General features: G+C 58.3%; 21 protein-coding genes. 14 read left to right on the top strand and 7 right to left on the bottom strand.

The window, feature by feature from the left end:
- Positions 1–63 precede the first annotated feature (63 nt).
- A complete protein-coding gene (locus LRQ04_RS01825) occupies positions 64–1809 on the bottom strand; it encodes a hypothetical protein (RefSeq protein WP_235517289.1) in 1746 nt (581 codons plus the stop codon).
- 619 nt (positions 1810–2428) lie between these two features.
- On the opposite strand from LRQ04_RS01825, the gene LRQ04_RS01820 reads away from it, so the two are divergent.
- From LRQ04_RS01820 to LRQ04_RS01770, 11 genes are all read left to right on the top strand, one after another.
- Positions 2429–2728 carry a hypothetical protein gene (locus tag LRQ04_RS01820; protein WP_235517288.1) on the top strand — a complete coding sequence of 100 codons (300 nt, stop codon included), beginning with the start codon at positions 2429–2431 and terminating at the stop codon, positions 2726–2728.
- Positions 2729–2793: 65 nt separating this feature from the next.
- Positions 2794–4008, top strand: coding sequence for a glycosyltransferase family 4 protein (locus LRQ04_RS01815; RefSeq protein ID WP_235517287.1), 1215 nt, complete (start codon positions 2794–2796; stop codon positions 4006–4008).
- Positions 4005–5756, top strand: a complete 1752-nt coding sequence (locus LRQ04_RS01810; protein WP_235517286.1) for a glycosyltransferase family 4 protein — start codon at positions 4005–4007, stop codon at positions 5754–5756. The genes LRQ04_RS01815 and LRQ04_RS01810 overlap by 4 nt, the downstream gene beginning before the upstream one ends.
- The gene (locus LRQ04_RS01805; protein WP_235517285.1) at positions 5756–6643 is read left to right on the top strand and encodes an ABC transporter permease; all 888 of its coding nucleotides are present in this window, start codon (positions 5756–5758) and stop codon (positions 6641–6643) included. The genes LRQ04_RS01810 and LRQ04_RS01805 overlap by 1 nt, the downstream gene beginning before the upstream one ends.
- Complete coding sequence (locus LRQ04_RS01800) at positions 6630–7520, top strand: ABC transporter ATP-binding protein (protein WP_235517284.1); 891 nt, start codon at positions 6630–6632, stop codon at positions 7518–7520. Before LRQ04_RS01805 ends, LRQ04_RS01800 begins: the two co-directional genes overlap by 14 nt.
- Positions 7521–7648: 128 nt before the next feature.
- Entirely contained in the window at positions 7649–9415 is a 1767-nt protein-coding gene (locus tag LRQ04_RS01795) for a glycosyltransferase (RefSeq protein WP_235517283.1), read from the top strand.
- Between the two features lie 36 nt (positions 9416–9451).
- Complete coding sequence (wecC, locus tag LRQ04_RS01790) at positions 9452–10732, top strand: UDP-N-acetyl-D-mannosamine dehydrogenase (protein ID WP_235517282.1); 1281 nt, start codon at positions 9452–9454, stop codon at positions 10730–10732.
- Between the two features lie 61 nt (positions 10733–10793).
- A complete protein-coding gene (locus LRQ04_RS01785) occupies positions 10794–11690 on the top strand; it encodes a hypothetical protein (RefSeq protein ID WP_235517281.1) in 897 nt (298 codons plus the stop codon).
- Positions 11691–12396: 706 nt separating this feature from the next.
- Positions 12397–12762, top strand: a complete 366-nt coding sequence (locus tag LRQ04_RS01780; RefSeq protein ID WP_235517280.1) for a hypothetical protein — start codon at positions 12397–12399, stop codon at positions 12760–12762.
- Positions 12763–12767: 5 nt separating this feature from the next.
- Positions 12768–14420: a glycosyltransferase gene (locus tag LRQ04_RS01775; RefSeq protein WP_235518617.1), complete on the top strand. Its 1653-nt coding sequence runs from the start codon at positions 12768–12770 to the stop codon at positions 14418–14420.
- A gap of 327 nt (positions 14421–14747) precedes the next feature.
- Positions 14748–16979 carry a hypothetical protein gene (locus LRQ04_RS01770; RefSeq protein WP_235517279.1) on the top strand — a complete coding sequence of 744 codons (2232 nt, stop codon included), beginning with the start codon at positions 14748–14750 and terminating at the stop codon, positions 16977–16979.
- Positions 16980–17028: 49 nt separating this feature from the next.
- Here LRQ04_RS01770 and LRQ04_RS01765 read toward each other — a convergent pair whose 3' ends face one another.
- From LRQ04_RS01765 to LRQ04_RS01745, 5 genes are all read right to left on the bottom strand, one after another.
- A complete protein-coding gene (locus LRQ04_RS01765; protein WP_235517278.1) occupies positions 17029–18678 on the bottom strand; it encodes a hypothetical protein in 1650 nt (549 codons plus the stop codon).
- A gap of 161 nt (positions 18679–18839) precedes the next feature.
- Positions 18840–19982 (bottom strand): non-hydrolyzing UDP-N-acetylglucosamine 2-epimerase, encoded by a 1143-nt coding sequence (wecB, locus tag LRQ04_RS01760; protein WP_255773680.1) that lies wholly within the window; start codon positions 19980–19982, stop codon positions 18840–18842.
- Between the two features lie 116 nt (positions 19983–20098).
- Positions 20099–20350 carry a hypothetical protein gene (locus LRQ04_RS01755; protein WP_235517277.1) on the bottom strand — a complete coding sequence of 84 codons (252 nt, stop codon included), beginning with the start codon at positions 20348–20350 and terminating at the stop codon, positions 20099–20101.
- A 61-nt stretch (positions 20351–20411) separates the two neighbouring features.
- Positions 20412–20984, bottom strand: a complete 573-nt coding sequence (locus LRQ04_RS01750; protein ID WP_235517276.1) for a YdcF family protein — start codon at positions 20982–20984, stop codon at positions 20412–20414.
- A gap of 59 nt (positions 20985–21043) precedes the next feature.
- Positions 21044–21508, bottom strand: a complete 465-nt coding sequence (locus tag LRQ04_RS01745; RefSeq protein ID WP_235517275.1) for an Lrp/AsnC family transcriptional regulator — start codon at positions 21506–21508, stop codon at positions 21044–21046.
- Between the two features lie 170 nt (positions 21509–21678).
- On the opposite strand from LRQ04_RS01745, the gene pdhA reads away from it, so the two are divergent.
- Genes pdhA through LRQ04_RS01730 form a run of 3 tightly spaced genes read left to right on the top strand, consistent with a single transcriptional unit; the run spans position 21679 to position 25396 of the window.
- Entirely contained in the window at positions 21679–22872 is a 1194-nt protein-coding gene (gene pdhA, locus LRQ04_RS01740; protein WP_235517274.1) for a pyruvate dehydrogenase (acetyl-transferring) E1 component subunit alpha, read from the top strand.
- On the top strand, positions 22869–23951 hold the full coding sequence (locus LRQ04_RS01735) for an alpha-ketoacid dehydrogenase subunit beta (protein WP_235517273.1): 1083 nt from the start codon (positions 22869–22871) through the stop codon (positions 23949–23951). Before pdhA ends, LRQ04_RS01735 begins: the two co-directional genes overlap by 4 nt.
- Before the next feature lie 2 nt (positions 23952–23953).
- Entirely contained in the window at positions 23954–25396 is a 1443-nt protein-coding gene (locus tag LRQ04_RS01730) for a dihydrolipoamide acetyltransferase family protein (RefSeq protein WP_235517272.1), read from the top strand.
- Positions 25397–25443: 47 nt separating this feature from the next.
- On the opposite strand, the gene LRQ04_RS01725 is transcribed toward LRQ04_RS01730, so the two are convergent.
- Complete coding sequence (locus LRQ04_RS01725; protein WP_255773679.1) at positions 25444–26175, bottom strand: DUF6270 domain-containing protein; 732 nt, start codon at positions 26173–26175, stop codon at positions 25444–25446.
- Between the last annotated feature and the right edge of the window lie 171 nt (positions 26176–26346).

Genomic DNA, 26346 nt, shown 5'->3' with positions numbered 1-26346 from the left:
CTATCAAGGGTGCGATTGAAGTTGGCTCAGGGACTTCGCGCGTGAAGCCGCTGGCCTTGTAGTTCAGGAGAGCAATGAATTGAATTCCGTAGCTTTGGCGCCCCAGCTGTTCGTGACTTTTACGGAGAATATTTTGGTCTTTCCTACGCTTGTGGGGCCGACGTTGACGGTGATCATTTCGAGTTGGGGGTTCATTCCCTTCTTGACGCCGTACTTGGAATCCAGAGCCGTCGACTTCACCGACTTTTCGACTTTCTGTCCCTTGTCACCAGACCATTTCACAGTGGCAGTACTTCCTTCGAGGTTGAACCCCACAACCTGAACTTTGCCTGTCGCGGGACTGAAAGTTGCGTCCGTAATGATGGGTGTTGTGAGTCCCGCCTGAAGCTGGTTCTTCAAGGGAACGCCGGCACCCTTGCAGGTGAAGTACGAATCCCACATAAAGGAAATGACCTTGCGGGCGTTGGCCACTTGTTGAAGCTGGCGATCAACCCTTGACTTGGTGGTCTGTCCTCGAAGGTTGTCCCCGCAGGCATTTAGTTTCGTTGCTGGTGCCATGCCTTCCACGTTTGCCCAGAGCACGGCACCCGTACCGGCAAGTCCAGCTGCGGCTGCTTCGAAATAGTCCTTATTCGGAGCGAGGTACTTACTGCCCCACGCCCCATTGCCAACAATGCTTGCAGCATATGGATCCACCGCCGAGTCAGCATCGCTCGCGGAGAAGGCGCCGCCCTTGCCAGTGCCCATTCCGTCCTGAATGGCGATGTTGAGTTTGACGCCGTCGGCGGTCTGGGCAATCTTTCTGATTCCTCGGCGGGCTTCGTCTACGCTGATCCCTGATTTATCGACACGTGCGTCTATATACGGGCTGACTATGGCCTCGCGTGTGGGAAGGGCGCGATGTATGGCCCCATTCTGGCTCGCGTACAGTGCCAGCACCGAGTCGAACGTGGCGCTGTCCGTGAGAGGCATCTCCGTGTGGTGGTAGAAGCCGGCCAAGCCGGGCACGTCGTTGGCTGAAGCTTGGTACTGCAGAAACCTCTCAGTGAACAGTTCAAGAGTGCCCTGATACGAGACGTCAGGAAGGTATGCTGCATCAGGTCTCTTGGCCGGAGCCGGCAATCCTGCAAAGTATTTCATGCCAAGTTTCGTGGCGGCGGACGCAACGGATTTTGACGGATCGATGGCAGATGCACTGCTTCCACCTGCCACAACGACGTTGTAGACACCATCAGGGGATGTACATCCACTACCTGTATTCGGCAGGACCAGAACAGTGAAGGACTGACCGCGGCTGTCCACTTCGCGATCGTCGGGACACTTAAGCGCCTGGCGGCCCCAATTGCTTCCATCCAAGAACGTGAAGTATCGATTAATACTGCGGGAGCCCGCAGCAACTCTGGCGCAGTTCTTTCCATCGATAAGGCAACTGGCAGGAATAGTTTCGAGAGATGCCGGGAGTAAGGAGACTCCAAATGTGATGACAGTGTCGCCGCCGAGTGCCTTAATCTCCGAAAGCTTGTTGGAATTGGTATCGTCGCGCGAACTTGCGGAGATGAAGTATCCGGTAATCGGGTAGCTGGCCGGGGCGACCTTCGGGCCGGGCTTGCTTGCAACCTCAGGAGGGTCGGTTACGGTTACGGTGCTGCCGGGGTTAGTCGCGAAGACCACGCTGACTCCGGCGGCACCCAGCATCAATACGAAAGCAGCCAAGAGTACGGTCAACGTTCGCTTGGTCAGCCGGGGCAGTTGGCTCCGGGACAGCTTTCCTCCGGGCGATTCGTTCTCTTGCAACTTCCGGGACGTCATGAATTCCTTGGGCTCGGCGTTGGCAGATACGACTCTAACAAGGACGAGGCAGCTTCCAGCACAGCAGCGGTGGAAACTCGCACTGATGTCCTGCCCGTTGGACATCCCGTGGACATTGCTCCTAATCCATACGATAAACTAATCCGGGTCGCCCTCCGATGGTGGACGTCCGTGCGCCGCCAAGTCTCAGGCGGTGGAGCATGATTGGGATGCGAAATCGTCCTGACGATCAAACAACGGGGGAAAGATGGGAATGGCAATCAGACGCGTTCAAGCTGCATGCGCAACCCTGATGCTGGCCACTCTTGGGTTTTTTGGGGCACAGCCTGCCATGGCTACGGAGATCAACCCCGGACCCAGCACTGAACAGCCAGGGGAAACGCCCAGCCCGGATCCCAATCCGATCGACCCGCTGCCAGTGGACCCAATTCCCGGAAACCCCGTAACAACTCCTCCTGTGATTCCCACGGATCCCGCGCCCGCTCCGGTAGACCCAACTCCAACTCCGGTTCCGCCCCCAGTAATTGCGCCGGTCGTCCCGATTGCCCCTCCCTCAATGGCTCCTGTTCTACCCCCTGTGGCTCCGAGCCCGGTCGCAGATCCAGCTACTTCCACTCCGGTGCCTGAAGAAAGCTTCGCCATCCTCGAACCGGTAATTCCGATCGATACTGAAGCTCCTGCGGCAACGGATGCAACGCCGACGCCGACACCGACACCCACGCCTATCACCACCAAGAAGGCGGCTCCAGTGGTCAGCGCGGATATCACGGGTCCACTCAAAGTTGCATTGGCTCCCGTCGCTGAGAACAACCCCGTGGTCCAAGGCCTCACTGTCCTTGTGTTGATCCTGCTGGGCGTCGCCTACTTCCGTGCTCTGCGCTCCAAGGGAGCCCCCCGGCCCCGCCTCAACGGCAAGTAGGTCCTATGGTTGACTCCCTGCCCAGGGACAAGGCTGCGAATAATCCTGCATCGCCCATGCGCCTCATGCTGCTCACCCACTCCTACTGGCCGGAGCACAGTCCTCCTCAACGCAGGTGGCTTTCCCTGACCCGCGAATTTATCCGCGCTGGATGGGAAATTGACGTCATCGCCCCCGTCGCGCACTACCCCAACGGCCGCCGGAATCTTCCTCGTCGCAAGGCTGGATTTGCTTTCGCGCGCCAAGAGGGACCCAACGGAGAGACTATCCGGCGGGTCCCTTACCTGCGGCATCTGGGAACATCCTCGCTGGCACGCTTCGTGGATCAAGTGTTTTCTGCTGTGATGTCAGTTCCTATGGGCCTCGCTGGCGGCAAGCCCGATGCCATCCTGGCAACGGCACCAAGCTTGCCAACGTTGGCGACTGGCTACGTGCTTTCCAGAATTCGTAAAGTGCCTCTGATCATAGAGATGCGGGATGCCTGGCCCGACCTCGCACGGGATGCCCGAATGGTTCAGGGCAGCGTCAAAAGCGTCGTCGAACGAGTAGTCGAGTTCCTGCAACAGCGAGCAGATTTGGTCGTCACGGTCACGGAGGGCTTCGCGCAGACTCTGCGTGACCGTGGTCTCCAGAACGTAGTCACGGTCAGCAACGGGCTTGATCTGAACTCCATACCACTACTTGACCCGCCGGTATTGGAGCGGGACGTTTTCAGGGCTTTGTACCTGGGGAACCACGGCAAAAGTCAACGGCTGGACATCCTCATTCGAGCCACCGCACTCCTGGGTGATTCATTTCATCTGACACTCGTTGGTCAAGGTACGAGCCGCCCGAACTTGGTTAAGCTGGCACGCGAACTCAATGCACCGGTGAGTTTCTTTCCGTCGCTTCAGGGTCCGGAAGTCGTGGAAAAATATCGCGAGGCAGACACATGCATTGTTTCGTTGCGAGATGACTGGAAGTCCTTCGAGACCACAGTTCCATCAAAGACCTACGAAGTTCTTGCCATCGGCAGGCACGTCACTGCCATCGTGCGGGGTGAAGCTGAGCGCATCATCCTTGAGGCAGGGGGCGGAGACATCGTCGCAGCGAATCCAGAGGCTGTCGCCCAACTGTGGCGCGAACTCGCGGCTGACCGCAGCCGACTGGCGTCAGGCGTCAGCGGGCGGGAATGGGTAAAGGCCAACGCAGACTATTCGCAGTTGGCAGTCCGGTACATGGATTCCATTTCCGCGCTCGTACGCTCGAATTCTTGGCGACGCCAGGAGGACGCTGCATGATGCAAATATTCCGAAATATGCGCCTGGCGGTTGGCACGGTCAAGGAGCACCTTTACGAGGCTCCATTTGTGTTGGTTCTGCAGGTCATTCGAAAAGTCCCTTCAGGTCTTATGCGCCCGATAGCCCGGGTCGTCTCTGGCTTGTCCGCCAAGTCCGCCGGTCCAACATTTTTAATAGCAAGCCACGCAGCTGGGGACATTCCCGGCTTGATCCGCCGGTTCGAGGCGCTTTTGGACGCCGGAGCCGAAGGAGAGCGAGCCCGCAAAGCTGCCGAGGTAGCGATCGCTGCAGGACAACACGAATGGGCGGATGTCTTTCTGCCGTTGGCCGCCAAGGCTGCGCGGACGCCAGAAACTGAAGCAAGGCGCAAGTGGTACGACGGCGATATGACTGGGGCTGTTGGGGTCATAGAGGGGGAGCTGGGCGCCATGGCAAAGCAGCGGATGCGCCTCGAATCCGAACTCCGTGTCTACAAGGGTTGGCGGCCCTCGGTGTCTGGGGTGAAAGTGACGCCCGAGCGCCGTCGGGTCATGCACCTTCTGACAAACTCGTTGCCACACACAGGTAGCGGTTATGCCCAGCGCACTCATTCAATTCTGGCTGCCCAGCAGGAGGCCGGCTGGGAAGTTCTGGCGGCGACCCGCCTGGGGTACCCGGTACAAATCGGCGCGCTCACTGCGCGTGAGTTCGATGTTGTTGACGGCATCAGGTACGAGCGGATACTCCCTGCTCACATGGAACCAACCATGGAGGGGCGGCTGCAGCAGCAGACGTCGGAGGTACTCAGCAAGGCAAAGCTCTTCAAACCATCGGTAATCCACACAACCACGCACTTCGTCAACGGCCTCGTGGCGCGGGAAGTTGCTGCTGCACTGGACATCCCTTGGGTTTATGAGGTCCGTGGCCAGTTGGCGGACACATGGGCGTCCAGCCGTGGGCCCGCAGCTCGAACGAGTGAACGGTATGAGCTGTTCACGGCCCGCGAAGCTGAAACAATGCACGCTGCCGACCTGGTCGTGACGCTGGGCGAATCCATGAAACGCAACATCGCGGCGACTGGTGTCCCTGAGGACAGGATATTGATCAGTCCCAACGCAGTTGGTGGCCCATATCTTTCCGATCCGCCGAAACCCACTGAGGCAAGACGGGCCTTGGGCTTGTCCCTCGAAGGCTTGTATGTGGGTACTGTAAGCAGCCTTGTTAGCTATGAAGGGCTGGACGACCTCGTCACATCATTTGCGCTGCTTGCACCGCGGCTGCCACAGTTGAACCTGATCTTGGTGGGAGATGGCGCAGCCGCCCCGGGGTTGCGTGACCAGGTTCGGCGCTTGGGACTGGGAGACCGGACCATTTTTACCGGACGCGTTCCGCCAGAACAGGCACGGCTCTACCACTCGGCGCTGGATGTTTTTGTCGTACCCCGCAAGGACCTCCCGGTAACGCAGGCTGTCACTCCCCTAAAGCCCGTTGAGGCGCTTGCCTCGGGCGTACCCGTGGTGGCGAGTGATCTGAGTGCCTTGCGGGAAATCGTCCATGACGGCGTCAACGGGCGTTTGACCAAAGCCGAGGATCCGGGGGACTTGGCGGAGGTGTTGTTTGAATTGCTTGAAGATGAAGGACTGCGTCGGCGGCTAGGAGCTGCTGGCCGGGAGAACGTACTCGCCACAAGGACTTGGCGGGCCAACGCACGTGCGTATGGCCAGGCCTATGAGTCCTTGGCGTCTAACTATAGGAGGAGGGTCAGCTGATGTCGGCGAAAAAGGCACTTTTGCCAGAGCCAGCAGTGGTGCAACCGCTGGCCGTGGATATGCGCCGTTTGACGCGAGTCGGTGCGCGCCCAGGCTTTTTGGACTACTTGGTGCAGCTCTGGGACTTCCGTGAGTTCATCTATTATGACGCCCGGGCACGTGTTCAAAGCGGCACTCGCCGTGACCGTTTGGGAAGCGCATGGCTGTTACTCAACCCAATTTTCAACGGGCTGACCTACTACGTCATTTTCGGCATACTGCTGCAAACGAGCGGTGGTATCGAGAACTACGTGGGCTACTTGGTCATCGGCATCTTCATCTTCCAGGGAACCTCCGGCGCCATCACCAGCGGCGCTCGCTCGATCCACAGCAACAAGTCGGTCGTTCAGGCATTCAATTTCCCCCGGGCAACGCTGCCTATTGGTATGAACATCCGCGAGATGATGGCGAATGTGCCATTGATCTTGGCAATGCTGCTGATCATCGTCCTGATTCCTCCAGTCGAAAAAATCACATGGCTATGGTTGTTGATCGTGCCTGCCTTGCTGCTCCAAGCACTTTTCAACCTGGGCGTGGGTTTGATCTTGGCCCGCATCATTTCACGTGTCCACGATGCGACTCACCTCCTCCCGTTCTTCATGAGGGCCTGGATGTACGGGTCCGCCATCTTCTATTCATACGAACGCTTTGTCACTCACCCTGAACTGCTGGCCGTATTAAAGATGAACCCGCTGTTCAATGTCATCGATATCATTCGCAACTGCGTTCTGTATGCTCAGGCTCCCACCTGGCAGTCGTGGGCAACTCTCGCAGTTTGGGCACTTGGCGCGCTGGTGGTTGGCCTTGTCTTCTTCTGGCAGGGGGAGGAATCTTATGGTCGCGGCTGAGCAGGTTCTGGACGTTGAAGGGCATCCCTGCGTAGTAGTTGATCGCGCCGCCATGGAGTATCGCGTCGTGACTACAGACTCAGAGGCGGTCGCGCAGGAACGTCGCGATACAAGCTTCCTCAGTAGACTGGGGCGCCGCCCCAACACTGTGACCGTGCGTGCCCTCTACGAGCTGTCTCTGGTAGTTGAACGAGGCGAATCTGTCGGAATCATCGGCCGTAACGGTTCGGGTAAAAGCACGTTGATGAAGCTCATCAGCGGTCAGGTGAAACCCACGTCGGGAGCAGTTTTCGCGTCGAGCACCCCCATCATGCTAGGTGTGAACGCAGCCTTGATGCCCGACTTGTCCGGGCACCAAAACGTTGTGCTGGGTTGCCTGGCGATGGGTATGAGCAGGCGGGAAATCGATGAGAAGTTTGCGAGCATCGTGGAACTCTGCGGACTGGAGGATTCCATCTACCTGCCGATGAAGTCATACTCATCTGGCATGGCCTCGCGGCTCAGATTCGCTATCGCGGCAAGCATCGATCCCGAAGTCCTCCTTGTAGATGAAGCCTTGAACACTGGCGATGCTCAATTCGGTGACCGTAGCAAGCGCCGTATGGACCAGCTTCGGGAACAGGCTGGCTGCGTTTTCTTGGTGAGCCACTCACTCGAAACCATCACCAAAATGTGCAGCCGGGTGATTTGGTTGGACAAGGGGCATCTCATCATGGATGGCGACCCAGATGAGACTGTAAAGGCCTATCAGGACTTCACCGGCCACTTGGCTAAGGGCAACAACTTGTCCGCGGCAAGGATCAGGGATGAAGCCCGCGCAAACCTTCAGATGACCGAGGTCCTGGCCCGCAGTAAGATGCGACGGAGCAAAGCCTGATGCGGCTAACCACGGAGATAAGGACAGCGGCCTGGCACTTGCGGCAGGGTGGGCTGCCACAACTGCAAGAGTGGCACAAACGTCGAAAAGCATCGTCCAAGGGTTCCGTTGGAACTGCTCGCGGGACGATGGCCCGCCGCAAAGATGGCCGGTCGCTCGCGTTCGAGCCTTTTGAATACCCTGAAGTAAATGCCCGACGCGACGACTTGACTGTCGGGGTTGTCCTCGATGATTTTTCCGCCCGGGCCTTTGCCTACGAATGGAATGTCGTAGTCCTAAGTAAGGAAGCGTGGCTCCGCGAACTGCAGGAGCAGCGAATAGACTTCCTCTTCGTAGAGTCGGCGTGGGCAGGCAACGGCGGGTCCTGGAAGTATCAGCTTGCTGGCAGCAGCGGGCCCAAGGCTGAGTTCCTCAGCATGGTCCGCTGGTGCAGGGATCAGGGAATACCCACGGTTTTCTGGAACAAGGAAGATCCGCCCCATTACGAGGACTTCCTACCCGCAGCGAGGGAATTTGATGTCGTCTTCACGTCGGATGAGAACAAGATCCCTGACTATCGACATGCGCTTGGGCATGATCGGGTGGCTGTGCTGCCGTTTGCAGCGCAGCCCGCGATCCACAACCCGGTGAGGCCCTTTGAAGGGCGGCATGCCCGGGACGTAGCTTTTGCGGGTATGTATTTCGCCCACAAGTATCCGGAACGCCGCGAACAGATGCGATTGCTCCTTGACGGTGCAATCTCGGGCTCCGAGAAGTCGGATAAGGGCCTTGAAATCTTTTCCCGTCAGTTGGGAGGAGGCCCGGAATACCAGTTTCCCGTGCCTTACGACGCCCACGTCGTTGGTTCCCTGCCTTACGATCAGATGTTGACGGCATACAGGGCATACAAAGTTTTCCTGAACGTCAATTCCGTAGTCACCTCTCCCAGCATGTGCGCCAGACGCATTTTCGAAATTACCGCCTCTGGAACTCCGGTGGTGACTACCGAGAGTCCGGCCCTTCCAAGGTTCTTTCCGGAAGGCGAGATACATAGTGTGACGACTTCCGAGCAGACGGCCAACGTGGTCAAGTCTCTGCTGAGGAGTGCGGAGCTGAACGACCGGTCGGTGCATTTGGGACAGCGGCGCATCTGGGCAGAGCACACCTACGCCCACCGCGCCGAAGAGGTGGTCGGGTCTGTTCTGCCGGAGCGGAAGCGAGTTGTTGGACCTGCTTCAGTGAGTGCCCTGGTTTCGACTTTCAGACCGCACCAGCTCGAGCACATATTCCGGACAGTCGGTTCGCAACTTGATGTGGAAGTTGAGTTGGTGCTGCTCACTCACGGTTTCAGTCCAAACATCAAGGACGTCCAACAGCTTCAAGAGCAGTTCGGGGTTGCCCAGTTGAAGCTGCTTGAGCAGCCGGAATCGTCCAGTCTGGGAGCGTGCCTGAACCTCTGCGTAGCGGCGGCAACCCATCCGGTCTTGACCAAGATGGACGACGATGACTACTACGGACCGCATTACCTACGCGACCAGCTGAACGCACTCGACTATTCCGGTGCAGACGTAGTTGGAAAGCTTGCTCATTTCATGTACATCGCAAGCCGTAACGCTTCGTTGTATAGGTTCGGGCACATGGAGCACCGTTTCGGTCACATGGTGATGGGACCGACCATTATGGCTAAGCGGGAAGTCTTCGAGCAGCATCCTTTTGAGGAAATGGACCGCGGCGAAGACACAGCGTTCCTGAGGGCCGTCGCCCAGGGCGGCGGGAAAATCTATTCCTCTGACAGATATAACTACTACCAATTCCGGAGCGGCTCGGGGCATACCTGGACAGCATCCGACGACGAACTCCTCGCCTCCGGGGAGATTCAGTTCTGGGGGAACCCCACAGAACACGTCACTCTCTAGAATCTAAAAACAAACAAAAATGTGGGGAGCATTGCGTTGAACACTATTAATCGAGTAGCAGTCATTGGATTGGGCTACATTGGCCTGCCAACCGCCGCCATCTTGGCAACGAACGGCGTCGAGGTCGTTGGCGTCGATGTCAATCAGCGGACCGTAGATGCAGTAAATGCAGGACAAGTTCCATTCGTTGAGCCCGACTTGGGCGTGCATGTAGCGGGAGCCGTTAGCCAAGGGCACCTGAGCGCCAGCACCTCTACGCCTCAGGCGGAGGCATACATTGTGGCAGTACCCACGCCTTTCAAAGAGGACCGCTCAGCTGACCTCAGCTACATCGAAGCAGCCGCACGGGGAATCGCTCCCCAGCTCCAGGGCGGTGAACTTCTGATCCTTGAATCCACGTCTCCTCCAGGTGCCACTGAGCACATGGCCAATTACATTCTCGATCTGCGCCCTGACCTTAGCGTGGACGGCGCTGACTCCAAACCAGCAATTCTGGTTGCGCACTGCCCCGAACGCGTGCTGCCGGGCCGGGTGATGATTGAATTGGTCACCAACGACAGGATCGTTGGAGGAATGACGCCGGAGGCGGCGGAAAAGGCCAAACACCTCTACGCAGTCTTTTGCCAAGGTGAAATTCTGACGACTGACGCAGTTACTGCGGAGATGGCAAAGCTTGTCGAGAACTCCTACCGCGACGTCAACATCGCGTTCGCCAACGAACTCTCAGTCATCAGCGACAAGCTGGGCATCGACGTGTGGGAACTCATTCGTTTGGCCAATCACCACCCGCGCGTCAACATCCTGCAGCCGGGCCCCGGCGTGGGTGGACACTGCATCGCGGTTGATCCTTGGTTCATCGTCGCAGCTGCACCGGAAGAATCCCGACTCATCCGAACTGCTCGCGAAGTGAACGATGCGAAGCCGGAATGGGTGTTCCAGCAGGTTGTTTCCGCCCTTGAAGCATTGCCCAGCACCGCGGAAGTATCGGTCCTGGGGCTTGCGTTCAAAGCCAACATTGACGACCTCCGGGAATCGCCGGCTATCGAGATCGCGGCACACCTTTCCGACGTCTTGTCTGACCGTCGGATTAACGTCGCTGAACCGCATGTGGATGCTCTCCCCCAGCAACTCGCCGGTCGAAGCAACGTTGAGCTCGTGTCCATCGAAGACTCCGTCAAGCGTTCAGACGTCGTGGTGGTTCTGGTCGACCACGACGACGTAAAGGCGTTGCCGGCCGAGCTCTTTGCCGGTAAGACGATTATCGATACCCGCGGAGCTCTGAACCTTGAGGCCCCTCAAGCAGCCCTAACCGTTTAAATTACCCGAGGCAGTTTGGGCTGCTACCCATATGCAGCCGGTGACGACGTGAGAGTAGAGAATGACCCGCGCCAGAAATATTGATCCAAAAGTTCATGCGATTACCGGCTATCCATCGATCGGTGCGTTCCTTGCAGCTCGAAACATTGGTGGCGGATACCACGTCATCGACCACGGAGGGATGCCCATCGATGTGTTGGTGCAGAACCGCGGTCACAAAACCACGGCAGTCTTTCTCCATGGTGCGGTGCGCCCTGAGTACAGACTTCCAATGATTGCCGGCCTGGGTGTTTCCCGAGAAGTGGACGTGAACAGAATATTCATCTCTGATCCCAGTCTGCTAATAAGCCCCACGATGAATCTCGCGTGGTATGCGGGCAATTCCAAGCAACGGTTGCAGCAAATACTCCAGGATATTATCGCCAAAGTAGTCTCTGCATTTGGCAGTGAGAAGCTGGTCTTCTTCGGTACTTCCGGGGGAGGGTTTGCATCACTGTATTACTCTTCGCAGTTTCCCGGATCACTGGCGATAGTCGCCAATCCTCAAACAAATATTGCTCGCTACGAGCCGGAACCCGTCGCAAAGTTTGCCGAGACTTGCTTTGAGGTTAGTGGACCTGATGCTATGGAGCGACTGCCCCATAGTGTTACGACAGATCTCGTCAAGGTGTACAGCAAGCCCGTGGATAATACAGTTGCTTACATGCAGAACAGCACGGATGCCTTCCACATACAGGGACACCGCGATCCATTCGTCGAGAATTTGCACTACAGCAACTCAGTATTTGAACTGATGGGGGATGATTGGGGAGCGGGTCATGCCGCGCCCCCGAAGGCTCTGATTACTGATGTACTCAACGTTGCAGCTGCTGATGACTGGGTAGGCGGATTGAAGGGACTCGGCTTCTCTCCATTGAATGTGATGGAAGCAGAGACTGCTGCCGCTAATAACCATTAACCCGGGCGGGCGCCCTGCCCTTTATTCCCGCGTGAGCTCGGCCCTTGCCAAGGGCCGCAATAGAAACTTCCCAGAACAGTTCGATGCACGAAACGACTTCACGGAGCATTGCTAAATGTCAAGACCCAAGACCGAATCACCACTAACTAGATTTATGCGGACCCCCAGGGGCGTTCTGGGTCTGGTACTCGGTGCCATAATTTTCGTGGGAGGCTTGGTTTATTTTCTTGAGACCGGGCACCTGGGAATTTTGATGGTTATCACGGGCATTGCCCTGGCTGTCCCCGTCCTTTTTGAGGGGACATTCACAGTCCGACGATCGTTGGCAGCCATCCGACAGGGCACCCAGAAGACCACTGAGCAAACACGAAGCATAGCCAGTATCGCGAAGTCGGCCGATTCGATCGATAAACGGGTTCGTCTTAACGAAGCAGACATAAGCAAACTGGCTACTGCTTCCGCTCAGCCTAGGCAAATAGTGGCCGCCGAGTCACATCTTCCCGTGGATCAAATTCATGATTGGATCGGGATGACTCGCCACGTGGGCGGTCGTAATATTTCCATTTCAGCCGCGACGGGCATATTCGAAGCAATCAGTAACCACCTACCGACTACGACAGTGCACCTGGGATCGGGCATTTCGACTGCTTGGGTTGGAACCTGTCTGGCCCACCTTCAGCCGCGCCCTTCGCGTACCGCCGGTCTGGTGGACTCTGAAGCAGAGATCGCTGCTTTTCAATCTGTATCCGGTGCCAGCCGCACCGAGGAACAGGCAAGTTGTCAGCTTCTGCCCTCGAATCCCGTACCTGCGGCTTCCCTGGGCGGCGTCACTGCACATTCGGCTGACATGGTTGTTATCGACTACGGCGGGCTCACGTCCCAGGAGTCGCTGGCCAACAATATCCCGGGGCTCTTCTTTACGTGGCTTCGGCCTAAAACGCCAGTGATAATCGTCGATTCGACCGCAATCGACGTACGTCCCGCCGTACAGGCCTTCCTCCAGGCGCACCCTCGTTTCTACGTCAAGAACGTGTCGAAGTCGTACAACCACGCAGAATTGATTGGAACGTGAAAGTGATGAACTCCAGCGACGTACACCTGGGACTCTTTAACCTGGTCAATAGCTCCTTCGGTCTCGAGATTTCTTACGCTCTTCCCGACTCGACCCGCCACCTTCCCTCGGTCGGCGTGGTGCTGGATGAGTTCTCCACGCAGTGTTTTACACCCGAAGCACGCCTGTGGCCGATCTCCACAAGGGACTATGTTGAGGCCTTGAAGCGGCTCCGTCCGGAAATAATGCTCATCGAGTCTGCTTGGAATGGGAACGACGGCGATTGGGCCTTCCACATTACTGGACCAACTGGGCCGAAGGCAGGATTCTACGGGCTGATCGAAGCATGCCGTCAGCAGGGAATTCCCACCGTCTTTTGGAACAAGGAGGACCCACCCCACTTTGATGAATTCTTGCCAGCAGCCAGGGAGTTCGACGTCATCCTCACATCGGAGGAGTCGCTGATCGGGGAGTATGCTGCAGCGGCAGGGCATCAGAATGTGGCTACGCTGCCTTTTGCCGCCCAACCGCGCATCCACAAGCCGCGGCGAGATGCTCAATCCGATGTCGGAAACGTCGCATTCGCCGGCCAGTACTTTGCACACAAGTTTCCCGAACGTCGTGAGCAAATGAATCTGTTGTTCCCGCCGTCGGCCGAGCTGGGGCTGTCGATCTATTCGCGGGCTTTGGGTGGTGACCCCAACTATGCGTTCCCGGAACCATATGCCCAGTTCGTTGTGGGTTCCCTGCCTTATGAAGCTATGGTTCGTGCCTATGGCCACCATAAGGTCTTCCTCAACGTCAATTCGGTTCCACAATCGAAGAGTATGTGTGCACGGCGGATCTTTGAGCTCAGCAGCAGCAAAACCGCTGTCGTCAGTGTTGAGTCTGATGCCATTTCCGGTGCGTACGCAGCCGATGAAGTGTTTACCGTGAAGACTCAGCCCGAAGCGCGTGAAGTGCTGGGGCGTCTCGTCAGTGATCATTCGTTCCGTGAGCGGGCGACACACAAAGCGTGGCGTCGCACCCTGCAGCAGCACACTTATGCGCACAGGATGCAGCAGATCTATTCGATGGCGGGCCTGGCATGGAAGCTCCCGCAGGAGACCGTCACCGCGGTCCTGGTTGCGTCGTCAATATCTTCGCTTGACCGCCTGATCGGCCAAGCAAGAGAACAATCAGTCGAGCTTGAGAGCGTCGTCGTTGTTGGCAGGGCGGGACTTGAGGACAGCCAGATCAGGGCCATTTTGGCCCGCCGTGGCCTTTCCGCGGACAGCGTGGTTGTCCGGACTCCAGAAGAGATAGAGCACTACAGGCTGCCTTCAACCTATGTGGTTGTTTTTTCAGAAGCATATGATTATGCGCCGAATTACGTCAGCGATCTGAGGCTCTACACTCGTCATGATGATCAGCCTCGGATAACAGGCAAAGGCGTGACGGGGAGCTCCAAAAAGTCGGATGACGCCTACATCGGCGATGCCTGGCCCGAGGACGTAGAGAGCTTCAACGTGCTTTCGGGAGCCTGGATTGCTCCGGCGACTGCGGCTTGGAAGCCGCTGCTGTTACAGGAGACGTTAGCTCCCGGCTCCACATATGAATCTTCGGAACTGGTGGCTATCGCCGACCGGTTCAATGTCCGTGAGGCATCTGCCAGTTCAGATCCGTCCTGGACGGTTTAGGGAATCATCATGAAAATAGCTTTGTTTGACGGCATCGTCGAAACACATGTTGCAAGCTCACTTGAGCGGGCGTTGGTTGCCGCGGGCCACACGGTCTTGAATACAGGGAAGGTTGGCCACGGCTACAAGTTCGCAACCGGCCCTGGCCAACTGCACGTTCTTAACACAACCCTGGACAGGGTCGTTGACTTTCAACCTGATGTAATTTTTGTCTTCCGTCCGGCCAATCTTCCCATGCCGCTGCTGGAGCGCGCAAAGCGTACTGGTGCGCGCTTGGTTGCATGGCTTTCCGATGACCCCGTTCTTTGGGACCTTTCCTATGGTCCCGTGGTTGAGAGCTACGACGTGGTCCTGCATTGTGGAACAGCCAGAGTGCTGGACTTTTACGAGTCCATGTTCGGGCGACCCACTGGAATTAACTTCCCATTCTGGACAGACCAAAAGGCATTTCCCTATGTCTTCGGTTCTCAGCCCCGAGAATCTGACGCCATGTTCTTGGGAAATGTCCATGATGAAGTGCGACGTACACGGTACTTCGATTTGGGCTCTCTGTCGTCCAGTATTCGCATTCACGGAAACGTTGGGCGTGACTACTACCGTATCGGCGGGGGTTTCCTCGATAGCGATGAGGAAGTGGTGGAGGCCGGGGCCCGAACGGGCCTCGCCGTCAACATACCTCAGTATTTCCGTGACCACCAGGGCCTTGAAACGTGGTTTGACGGCTTGGATAAGCTTGGATTCTTCCAGTATCCAAGTCGCGTGATCCAGTACGCCGCCATGGGAATTCCGATTGTCTCCGTAGTACCTGATGCCGAGGACTTGGCCTCATTCCCGGAGATCGTTTGCGTGGAGTCAATTGACAAACTGGATGCCGCAATCCAGTCACTGCTTGCTTCATCCTCCCTCGAGGATTTGAGCCACGCGACGCATGATCGTTTCCTTCGGAACTATTCCGCTGCTGCGCGCGTAATGGCTTTGGAATCCGTTCTTGAGGACGATTCCTGGCAACAGCTCGATGCAACAGAACGTAGCCTGTGGTTCACACAATTCGATGCTGTGGAGGCTGGCCGCGAAGAGGCAGCACCGTTGCGACCCACGGAAGTTGTAGTCGAACGTGAACAGATTGAGATTAGTGAGCCTTCTACGGTGCGTTCAATTGGGGTTCTGGGCGTAGGCTTCCGCCGGGTAACCTCAACATCCTCGGTTGCAATGCGGGCGTTCCAGACGCTGGGGCATAACGTCGAGGCGCTGGATCTGGCCCAATACAAGAGCGTTTTGGTGCCTGATCCCAACCGCGAGTTCAAGTTCGTCATTAACGCTGCCAAGTTCATGCAGAGCGTTAAAAATCTTCCTGAGCTGCTGGTCATATCGGGGCTGGATTGTGGCGTCACGCAGGCCGGCCGGGACCAGCTACTCGCCGCAGGCGTTCGGCTCGCAGTGGTTGGAGCTGAGTATGCCAACACGGGTGAGAAGGTCAAGCGCTTGGCATCCCGGGTGGACTACCTCGGCGTCCTTAACGAAACCGTAGCCGCGGGCTTGGTGGGCGATGGTTTCGAATCTGTCGAGCACTTGCCAAGCCTTGTCGACCGTTCGTTCCGCACAGCAGTGGAGAGGGTGCGTGAACGGCATCAGCGGGTAGTCGTCGCCGGCAAGCGCAGACTTCACTTCAACAAGCAGGCCGCTGCCTTCCGTGATTTGGCAGACTGGCCTTCACTGGAGCTCTTCATTGAAGAATCACCGGAGGAGTTCAACAACGTGGAGGCATTGGCCGCCGCGCTTAAATCCACGGTTGTCGTTGCCCCGTTTGACGCAAGCATTCCAGGCCCGTTGCCTTCCGAAGCGTTGCCTTTTGCAATGGCCTCCGGATCGATGGTGGTAGTTCCTCGTGGGGTTGGAACAATGAACATATGCCCTGCGGGAATTGCATCCGTGTCCGTCAGGGAGCGGGGCGAGCTGGCCATGAAGCTATCGAGGCTTGCATCATCCAAGGCGAGCACGGATAGGATCCTCTCAGCCGCTCGGGCCACGGTCCTCGGGCCCCTCAACGCCGAAAAGAGGTTTGAAGGTCTGCTGGCAAGGGTTTTCGGCCCTCAGGCGACCACGATCGACGGACCCACCGTGATGACCGATATGGACAAGACCGTCGGGGACGTGAATCTGACTCTTACGTATGATCAAAAGTCCGTAGCTGTAACGCATGAGCGAATCAATGGCAGGGGCACGGATCTGTTGGCGACTGTGGCTCATGGCGTCAGCGAGGAGTCCGCCGGGCTCTACAAGCTAGTCGTGAGCGTTGGCGGCTCCGTTGCTTACTCCGAAATACTTCGGCAAACGCCGGCGAGCCGGAGCTTGCGGGTACACGTGCCGAAGAACCAGGAGACACCGGCAGTATCGTTTGCCATTCTCCCGGCCTCCAAGTCGTTGAAGGTCCGCCCGGCGGCATTTCCGTCGGCGGAGATCTCCAAGCTGGAGTGGGTGAGTGCACGGGAGAACGTTAATTCCTTGGTCACTGTGTCCACATCACCCTGGGGCTTGGGCAGCGGTACGTTTACACACTGATCGCAAAGCGACGCCTTCTACCCGCACCGGGTAGAAGGCGTCGCGGCTTTTAACCTCGGTCAGAGTAGAACGCCAGGTTTTTAACGCCGGCTCCATTGGTGACATTGATCATGTAGTACTTCCCCGACCCTAGAGAGGCATCACCTATGTTGGCGGTAACGGACTCAAGCCGTGGGTTCATCCCCATTTCCTTGCCGTAGTTGGGGTTGTAGTTCGTCGCGCTTACGGTCTTTTCGTAGTTGCGGCCATATCCGTCTGTCCACTTCACATTCACCGTTCCACCACTCAGGTTTTGCCCGGTGACCACGACGCCCCCGTCACCATAGAAGATGGAGTCCGTGATGATTGGGGTATTGTTCGCCGCCTTCAGCCGGTCTGCCAAGGGCCCCCAAACACCTTGACAGGTGTAGAAGCCGTCCCACATATAGGAGATGACTTTCATTGGGGCATTACCCAATTGTTGAAGTTGTCGGTCTACGCGTGACTTGGTCGTCTGACCCCGCGAGTTGTCGTCACAGGGGTTCTGACTGGTTGCAGGAGCCATACCTTCCAGGTTGGCCCAGAGCTCTGCGCCCGTACCATCGACGCCCTCCGCTGCTGCAGCGAAGTAGTCACGTATCGGGGCTTGGTACTTACTTCCCCAGGAGCCGTTTCCTACGATCGACGCGGCATAAGGATCAACGGGATTGTCGGCCTCGTTTCCAAAGAAGGCCCCGGATTTGCCCGTTCCCATGCCATCTTGGATGGCAATCACGAGATGGTTGTTGCCGGACGTCAAGCCTATTTTTTCAGCCCCATCACGGACTTGGGTGACAGTAAGGCCTCCCGTTTTCCGTCCGTCCAAGTACGGGCTGACGAGGCCTCCACGATCGGGGTGTATTCGCGCAATAGCCTGATTCTGAATCTTGTACAGATTCAGGATGGGGTCGAACGTGGTACCGCTGGTGACAGGCATTTCATAGGACAAATAGAAGCCTCCCAGGCCAGACACATTGATGACGTTCTTCTGGTAGCGAAGGAACCGGTCTGTGAACTGCGTGAAGGCAGGCAGGTAGCTTACGTCCGGCAGGTACCCGTAATCAGTGCGTGCAATCGGAATGGGCAATCCGGCGTAGTACTTCATTCCGAGGGTTGTGGCTGTCTTGGCCAACGAGACGTTAACTCCGGCAGTGCCCGCGGCCGTAGCGCCACTAACGACGACGACATCGTACAAACCATTCGATGACGTGCAGTTGCTGCCCTGGTTAGGCAGCACGAAAACTGTGAAAGGTTTGCCGTTACCTGTGAGGGAGACATCCCGTGGGCAGGCGAGGGATGGGGCGCCCCATAAGGCGTTGTCCGAATACGTAAAGTATCGGTTGACCTTTACTCCTGATGCAGCAGCTTGGGCACAGTTGGCGCCATTAATCTTGCAGTCCGCGGGGATATCGCTCAGCACCGCGGGCTTGATGCGTGAGCCGAACGTGATCACGGTATCGCCGCCCAAAGCCTTGATACTGGACAGCTTCTGTGAGTTCACAGCATCGCTGCTACTCCCGAAAATGAAGTAGCCGCTGATGGGATAAACGGGTGTCGGGGCGGCTTGTGCATTCGTTCCATGCAAGCAGCCAATTACCAAGACAAATGCCGCCAAAAGGCAGGCTGCGAGGTGCCGGGCTGTAGTGCGGAAAGTAGGCGTTTCAGATCTGAACTTGGCCACAGCGGATCCTTGGGCTCGTAGGGTGAGACCTTGGACCTATGGCAAAAGAATGGCGGGCGGAGGCGCGAAACTCAATAACTTGACAGAAAGCTTCAAGCAACAAAAAGGGCCGTCAATGCGCGGTCAAGCGTATGACGGCCCTAATGGCAGTGTTGAAAAGACTAAACGGCAGGTGTCATGCCAAACTCTTCAATTCGGTGCCCAACGCCCAGCAGTTCGGCGATGGCTGCGACGGTTCGCTCGGACGCGCGCCCGTCTCCATATGGGTTGACGGCGTTGGCCATGGTGTCGAAGTGGTTGGCGTCGTTGAGAAGTCGGTCCACCTCGAAGACAATCTTTTCCTCATCGGTACCGATAAGGGTAACTGTGCCAGCCACAACGGCTTCGGGCCGCTCGGTGTTTTCACGCATCACCAGAACGGGCTTGCCGAGGCTGGGTGCTTCTTCCTGGACTCCACCAGAGTCCGTAAGGACGATGTGTGCCATGGAGAGCATGCGTGTGAATTCGCCGTAAGCGAGGGGTTCAGTTACTACGACATTGGGCTTTCCGGCAAGAGCAGGAAGCACAGCCTCGCGAACCACGGGATTCTTATGGGCTGGCAACACAATGGTCAGATCCGGCTCGGCGTCAGCGATACGGGCCAGTGCTCGGCCGACTCCACGCATGGCGTCACCTTGATTCTCACGTCGGTGCGTAGTGACAAGGAGTATTTTCCGTCCACTGGCAGCGAGATCTTCAAGCTGCGGATCGGTGAATGGAATCTGCTTATCAACCGTGGTGAACAAGGCATCAATGACGGAGTTACCAGTCACTACGATGTCGTCGGCGGACACGCCTTCTGCCAGCAAGTTAGCTCGGCTGGTTGACGTGGGGGCCAGGTGCAATGCCGTGATTTGGCTGGTGATCTTGCGGTTGGCTTCTTCAGGGAAGGGCGAGTAAAGGTTGCCACTTCGGAGCCCGGCTTCGACGTGAACCACTGGAATTCCGTGGTAGAACGCTGCAATGGCGCCAGCGGTCGAAGTGGTGGTGTCACCCTGAACGATGACGGCATCGGGCTTGTTAGCGGCGAAAAGCTTGTCCAAGCCAGAAATTGTGCGGGTCATAATGTCCGAGAGTGACTGCCCCGGCTGAAGAATATCAAGATCGTGGTCTGGTGTAATTCCGAACAATTCGTTCACCTGATCCAACATTTCACGGTGCTGGCCTGTGACGGTAACGATGCAATCGAACTCTTCGGACTCGTGCAGGGCATGGACGATGGGAGCCATTTTGATGGCCTCCGGACGGGTACCAAAAATAGGCATGATGCTGGGCACGTTTTCCCCCAAAAGAGCGATTCTACGACAGACAGAGACCTCCACATCATATCGGAGGCCAGTGCCCAGTCAGAAACCGCATGGAATCATTGCGTCCCGGGACGTTATCCAGCCAACAGCAGCGCGGTCAGCAAAGCCGGTATGGCGAGGACTGCCAGAATGACAAGTACCAAGGCCACCCGCCGTTTGAACTGTTGATCGGGTTCCTTGGCGGAACCTGCGACGACGGCACCCGAAGGGCGCTGAATCGGGCCGGCCGGGGCGCGCCGTGGCGCGGACGCGGGGATATGCAGGTTGAACCGGCGTCGCTTGAAATGGCGCCCGGCAGGAAGGGGTCTTGCTGAGTTTTCGCTCACCGTTAGCACCTTCCTGCATGGCCGCATTCGGGCGGCTTCTCGAACTGTTCTTCTCACTACCTTAGTGAGAAGAACACTCCGGCTGCATCCACACGTCGATCAAGCCACCCGTTTCGACCACGAACCGGTCCAGCCAGGCGCCCGCGGAAAGATCGGGACGGGACCCCACCATCTGTATCTCCGCAGGCGTGCATTGCTCGATCAATGTGCCCGCGCGCATGAGATGGTATTCGGACGTCACCACCGTCACGGACTTCCAGCCGTGCTCCGCAATTAATGAGCGAAGGGCTTCCGCTTCGCCCCTTGTGTTGAGAGGAGACGGGCGGAAGCACACCAAGTCCGGATCACCGGACTCCTCATCACAAAGCGCATCGCCCTCCACGTTCCCAGCGAGTCCCGTCGTTGACACCACAAGGACGGGTATATCCAAATCCTTCTGCAGTTTTTCGGCCACCGGCAGTCTCTCCTTGCTCATCCCACCCAGGACGACAATCGCGTCGGTGTGGCGGGGATTCGCCTGGGGAGGATCGTAGAAGAACTGGAAGGCGGCAATCAGCCAGAGGAGTGCCGCCAAAAAGCAGACCGCCACGAAAATGCCAATGACACGCGTGGCGGAGGCGGTTTTGAGGGGCACGGGGACAGTCTAAGGTCAGGAAATGAGCGCTTCCTCCCAGCTGAGGACCACGGCATCGGTTACCTCGTATCAACATCCTCAAAAACAAGGAAAGTCTGCGTATCCAGCACGCCGTCCATGGATTGCAACTGGTCGAAGATCACACGCCGGAGGTGGATGTTGTCGGTTGCCCGGACCAGCAGGATGACGTCGAAGTCTCCACCTACAAGGGCAATGTGGTGAACTTCCGGAATGGCGCGGAGCTCTTCCTTAAGTTCGCGCCATGAGTGTTGCTGAACCTTGAGAGTCACGTAAGCGGAGGAGCGCAATCCTGCCTTGATGGGATCCACCAGGGCAGTGAACTTTGTGAGAACCCCTTCGCCAGTAAGCCGTGCGATGCGCGAGTAGGCGTGGGCCCGGCTGATGTGCACGTTCTCTGCTACCTGCGTGATGGACATGCGGCCGTCCGTGGTGAGTTCGCGGATGATGTCCCGGTCCACCGCATCCAACGGCACTGCGGCCTGCTCTGCCTCGGTCTCGCTCATGGCACTCCAAATCGTCTACAGCACAGGCGCGTTACCCAGCTCACAATTACATTCCGTCTTTCAGAATAGCCACTTTAGACAAGCTCTTCCATGATTTTGGCAAAAGCTGGATACGAAACTTCACTCGGGAACATACTGGAAGCACATAGTGGCTAGAGAAGGACGGACCAATGACGATCCACGCAGACCATTCTGCGCCGGAAACGGCTGTAGAGGACCACGCTGCTGACGTTCGGACAAAATTCGGCATCAGCGTTGAGGACTACATGCTCCCCGCCCGGCACCAGATCCAGATGGTGAACCCCGACGGCACCCTCCGTTCCCATGACGAGCAAGGCACCGAACCCGGCCACGAGTACCCCACGCCCAGCGACGCTGAACTTATGGCCGCCTACGAGCAACTCGTCGTCGGACGTCGCGTCAACGATCAAAACTCCGCGCTCGTCCGGCAAGGCCGTATGGCCGTCTACCCTTCAAGCCACGGTCAGGAAGCCTGCCAGGTAGCGGCAGCCATGTGCCTCAAGGAGGGTGACTGGCTGTTCCCGACCTACCGGGACGCCGTCGCCGTCATGACCCGCGGGGTGGATCCTGTTGAGGTCATGACCATCTTCCGTGGCGACTGGCACGGCGGGTACGACCCCAAAGAGCATAAAGTGGGCATCCAGTGCACGCCGCTGACCACGCAACTGCTGCACGCTGTCGGCGTCGCGCATGCCGCCAAGCTGCGCGGTGAAGAGACTGTGGTGATGGCCATGTGTGGCGATGGCGCCACCAGCGAAGGCGATTTCCACGAGGCCCTGAACTTCGCCGCTGTCTTTCACCTGCCCGTGATCTTTTTCGTGCAGAACAACAAGTACGCCATTTCGGTCCCGCTGAGCCACCAGTCCGTAGCGCCGTCGTTGGCGCACAAGGCTGTTGGCTACGGCATGGCAGGTGAGCGTGTCGACGGCAACGACCTCGTGGCACTGCTGGCGGTCATGGACCGTGCAGTGAAGCTGGCCCGCGAAGGCTCCGGGCCGCTGCTGATCGAGGCGCACACCTACCGCATGCAGGCGCACACCAACGCCGACGATGCCACGCGTTACCGACCGGACAGCGAGGTCGCCGAATGGCAGGCCAAGGATCCGCTGACCCGCATGAAGTCGTACCTCACAGATAAAGGACTGCTGGATGATGCCGCGAACCACAGAATCGCCGAGCACGCCGAAGCGGTAGCCACCCAGCTCCGGGAAGGCCTGGGGGAGGATGTCCCGGTCCAACCGCTGGACCTCTTCAAGTACGTCTTCTCCAAGCCCACCCCACAGCTGAAGGAGCAGTCCGAACTGCTCGCCGGCGAACTCGCCCGTGAGGAGAGCGCAAAATGACAGTGACCACCAACGCCAACGTCAGCGCCGCAACCGCGAACGCTGCTGCTTCAGCAGCCGCCACCGCCGAGGCAAGCGGCCCGCAGAGCCTCACCATGGCCAAGGCCCTGAACACAGCCATGGCCGACGCCATGCGCGCTGACCCATCCGTCCTGGTTTTCGGCGAGGACGTAGGAATGCTCGGCGGAGTCTTCCGCATCACGGACGGGCTCATGGCCGAGTTCGGTGAGCAGCGCTGCTTCGACACCCCGCTCGCCGAGTCGGGCATTGTTGGCATGGCTGTCGGAATGGCCATCAACGGAATGCGTCCCGTCATCGAGATGCAGTTCGACGCCTTCGCCTACCCCGCGTTCGAGCAGATCGTCAGCCACGTGGCCAAAATGCACAACCGCACCAAGGGCAAGCTCAAGATGCCTATGGTCATCCGCGTGCCTTACGCCGGCGGCATCGGGGGAGTGGAGCACCACTGCGACTCCTCCGAGTCCTACTACGCCCACACAGCCGGCCTCAAGGTCTACACGCCGGCCACCGTGGCTGACGGCTACCGCATGCTCCGCGAAGCCATCGATTCCGATGACCCGGTCATGTTCATGGAACCCAAGAAGCTCTACTGGTCCAAGGACCAGGTAGACCTGGGTGCGTTGCGCGCAGAGCACGACGCCGGTACCTCCACCGAGGGCCGCGCGGCTGTGGCTCGTCCAGGCACTGATGCGACGCTCATTGCCTATGGACCGTCCGTCCCCACCGCGCTAGCAGCTGCCGCCGCGGCCGCCGAAGAAGGCCGCTCGCTCGAGGTGATCGACGTACGGACCCTGGTTCCTTTCGATGACGAGACCGTCTGTGCGTCCGTGCGCAAGACGGGACGCGCCGTCGTCATCGCCGAAGCGCACGGCTTCGCCTCTGTGTCCTCCGAGATCGTGGCCCGCGTCCAGGAACGCGCGTTCCACTTCCTGGCCGCGCCGATCCTCCGCGTGACCGGTTTCGACGTCCCGTTCCCGTCTCCCAAGCTGGAGCACTATTACCTGCCGAGTGTCGATCGCATCCTCGACGCCGTCGACGACCTTCAATGGGAGGACTAACCATGAGCTCAGAAATGCAGGTATTCCGTCTGCCGGACCTGGGGGAGGGCCTCACGGAGGCTGAACTGGTCAACTGGCTTGTGGCCGTGGGAGATGAGGTCCGCGTTGACCAGCCCATCGCCGAGGTCGAAACCGCCAAGTCCATGGTGGAGGTGCCCTCGCCGTATGCGGGCACCGTCGCCGAACTTCACGGAGAGGCCGGTGAGACGCTCGACGTCGGCAAGCCGTTGATCTCGATCGCTCGCGCCGGTGCCGCTCCAGCGGCGCCGGAAGCTCCATCAGCCACCGACGATGCTGTATCAACTGGTGTTGCGACATCGCCTGAGGTTGAGGCGGCCGCCGAGACCTACCGGACCGAGGAGAAGGCCGGCTCCGGCAATGTGCTGATTGGATACGGCACTCCTGGCGGGGCTACCGGAGGCCGCACCCGTCCGCGGAAGGCGAGCGTCGCCGTGGTCGAGCCTGTCACGGAGGCTCCGGCTCCGTCTCTGGAGGCTGCCCTTGCAGCAACCCGGATTCCTGGGAAGCTGAGCGCGGTCATTTCCCCCCTGGTGCGGAAGATGGCGCGCGACCACGGCGTCTCACTCGACGCCATTGAAGGTTCAGGTGCCAGCGGACTGATTATGCGAAGGGACGTCGAAGCCGCCATTTCGGCGCCGGCAGCTCCGGCCGCGCCTGCTTCGCCAGTTACCGTTGGTGCCGGTGCCGCGGCGGGTTCTGTCGATGGCCGGACCGGCCTCGGTGTTTCGGCCAGGACTCCCGTTCGTGGCGTCCGGAAGGCCGTCGCCGCCAACATGACCCGCAGCCGCTCAGAGATTCCTGAGGCCACCGTGTGGGTGGATGTCGACGCAACCGCGCTGCTGGAGATGCGGGCCGAACTGAAGAAGCGTGCGCCGCATGACACCCCCGGCCTGCTGGCTTTCATTGCCCGTTTTGTCACGGCTGGGTTAAAAAGGTATCCGGCGCTGAACACGCGCTTTGAGACCGCAGCCGACGGGTCCCAGGAGATCGTGGGCTTCGAAGGAATCAACCTTGGCTTCGCAGCGCAAACGGACAGGGGTCTGGTAGTTCCATCGGTGCGCAATGCGCATGAGTTGAGTGCCCGTGAACTCGACGCGGAGATCCGACGCCTGACCGCCGTCGCGCGTGAAGGTAAGGCCACGCCCACTGAACTGGGCTCCGGTACCTTCACGCTCAATAACTACGGCGTCTTCGGGGTTGACGGCTCTGCTGCGATTATCAACTACCCCGAAGTTGCAATGCTCGGGGTGGGTCGCATCATCGACAAGCCGTGGGTGGTAAACGGCGACTTGGCTGTCCGCAAGGTCACCGAGCTGACCTTGGCCTTCGACCACCGGGTATGCGATGGCGAAACCGCTGCCGGTTTCCTTCGGTACGTCGCGGATGCCATTGAGAACCCTGGTGGGACTCTCGCGGATATGTAAACGAATGAGGCCGGCGCCACTGTGCGCCGGCCTCATTTTGCACGCCGTTAGCTTACTGCGGCCGTGATCGCGTTTCGCATGACGTGGTAGACCTCATCCACGTAGTGGTACGGCGCAAGTCCCCACTGGTGACCTGCTGCTGCCTTGACCGTGTCCTGACCTACGGAAAGGACATTGCAGCCCTCGTTCCGGAGGTGGTCGAAATAGCGCTGATACACCTTGTTGTATGTGGCGGCGTATAGGCCGCGGTAGATAAGTCCGGACTGCCCGTTATCCGACTCCTCCGCCCACTCAGGGGCGAGGACCAGAATGGGGCGCCCAGTGGACTTGATCTTGCGGATTACCACGCTGGCCGCCTTTGACCATAGCTTGAAGTGCTCCTCAGATCCGAAGGCTATAAGCCGGGGCTCGCTCTCCTGCTGCTGCAGAAGCTTGCTTTCCCCCAACTCCCAGCTCTGTGTGATGTAAGAGCCGCTTCCGAGTTCAAAAACGCCAAGTCGTTCGTCTACAAGGTCCAAGACAAAAAGATCTGTCTCGCTGGCCGACTTGTCAATCGTGGCGAACAAGGACGAGCGGATGTCATTTCGGACGCACTGATTCTGGAACTTGGAAGTAAGTGCGCTCTCTCCACGCAGAACGCCTCTTGGAGATGCGGCACTGATCATCCCTTGACGGGCGACGTACTCGACTATGGTCCAGTCTTTGTCGAGGAAGGGGTATGTGTCGCGCGACACGCAACTGCCGTAGATAAACAAGCCGGGCAAAATGGACTCCCACATGGTCGGAAGAGAATTCCCCCAGCGTAGCAAGAGGGTTGGGGCACCGATGACACGCCGCCTCGGGGCGCCGGTCACACGGGGCGGGTTCGTCGCCGGGAGAGGCGTTCCGGTATCTTATCTTGGTGGGGAATATAGAACACATCGCTGATCGTCGTACGTATGCGTTCGATA

This window comes from Paenarthrobacter sp. AR 02, from assembly GCF_021538675.1.
Lineage (GTDB): Bacteria > Actinomycetota > Actinomycetes > Actinomycetales > Micrococcaceae > Arthrobacter.
This window is presented reverse-complemented; position numbering and strand designations above follow the sequence as displayed.

Bases quoted from the DNA above. Each gene is read 5' to 3' on its own strand.
- LRQ04_RS01825 (WP_235517289.1), bottom strand. From the start codon at position 1,809: ATGACGTCCCGGAAGTTGCAAGAGAACGAATCGCCCGGAGGAAAGCTG.
- LRQ04_RS01815 (WP_235517287.1), top strand. From the start codon at position 2,794: ATGCTGCTCACCCACTCCTACTGGCCGGAGCACAGTCCTCCTCAACGC.
- LRQ04_RS01810 (WP_235517286.1), top strand. From the start codon at position 4,005: ATGATGCAAATATTCCGAAATATGCGCCTGGCGGTTGGCACGGTCAAG.
- LRQ04_RS01805 (WP_235517285.1), top strand. From the start codon at position 5,756: ATGTCGGCGAAAAAGGCACTTTTGCCAGAGCCAGCAGTGGTGCAACCG.
- LRQ04_RS01800 (WP_235517284.1), top strand. From the start codon at position 6,630: ATGGTCGCGGCTGAGCAGGTTCTGGACGTTGAAGGGCATCCCTGCGTA.
- LRQ04_RS01795 (WP_235517283.1), top strand. From the start codon at position 7,649: ATGGCCCGCCGCAAAGATGGCCGGTCGCTCGCGTTCGAGCCTTTTGAA.
- LRQ04_RS01785 (WP_235517281.1), top strand. From the start codon at position 10,794: ATGACCCGCGCCAGAAATATTGATCCAAAAGTTCATGCGATTACCGGC.
- LRQ04_RS01775 (WP_235518617.1), top strand. From the start codon at position 12,768: ATGAACTCCAGCGACGTACACCTGGGACTCTTTAACCTGGTCAATAGC.
- wecB (WP_255773680.1), bottom strand. From the start codon at position 19,982: ATGCCTATTTTTGGTACCCGTCCGGAGGCCATCAAAATGGCTCCCATC.
- LRQ04_RS01745 (WP_235517275.1), bottom strand. From the start codon at position 21,508: ATGAGCGAGACCGAGGCAGAGCAGGCCGCAGTGCCGTTGGATGCGGTG.
- pdhA (WP_235517274.1), top strand. From the start codon at position 21,679: ATGACGATCCACGCAGACCATTCTGCGCCGGAAACGGCTGTAGAGGAC.
- LRQ04_RS01735 (WP_235517273.1), top strand. From the start codon at position 22,869: ATGACAGTGACCACCAACGCCAACGTCAGCGCCGCAACCGCGAACGCT.
- LRQ04_RS01730 (WP_235517272.1), top strand. From the start codon at position 23,954: ATGAGCTCAGAAATGCAGGTATTCCGTCTGCCGGACCTGGGGGAGGGC.
- LRQ04_RS01725 (WP_255773679.1), bottom strand. From the start codon at position 26,175: ATGTGGGAGTCCATTTTGCCCGGCTTGTTTATCTACGGCAGTTGCGTG.